Origin of the sequence: Mammaliicoccus stepanovicii, from assembly GCF_002902525.1 — a bacterium.
Lineage (GTDB): Bacteria > Bacillota > Bacilli > Staphylococcales > Staphylococcaceae > Mammaliicoccus > Mammaliicoccus stepanovicii.
In genome coordinates this window covers 1-226 of the sequence record NZ_PPQZ01000119.1, presented here as the reverse complement: position 1 = coordinate 226, position 226 = coordinate 1, and the positions used below count along the sequence as shown (strand labels likewise).

Sequence of the window (226 nt, the reverse complement as noted above, 5' to 3'; positions counted from 1 at the left end):
TGTTAATGTAACCGTTACATCTTTGATGCCTGGTTCATTATCATCTTGAATACCATCTTTATTTGTATCTTCCCATACTTTGTCTCCAACATTATATGTTGGTGGTACTGGTGGCTCTGATTTATGGAAACCTGAATCAATTGTCATATCATCTTTATTGTTGACGACAACTGTTACTTTTTGACCATCTGAATCTTTATCGTCTGTTCCAACATTTGTTTTTGTT

Annotated in this window: 1 protein-coding gene; it reads right to left on the bottom strand. The window is 34.1% G+C overall.

The features are described 5' to 3' along the window. Positions 1-226: SdrD B-like domain-containing protein (locus CD111_RS12080; protein WP_142380966.1), on the bottom strand; the 226-nt coding region annotated here is incomplete at both ends.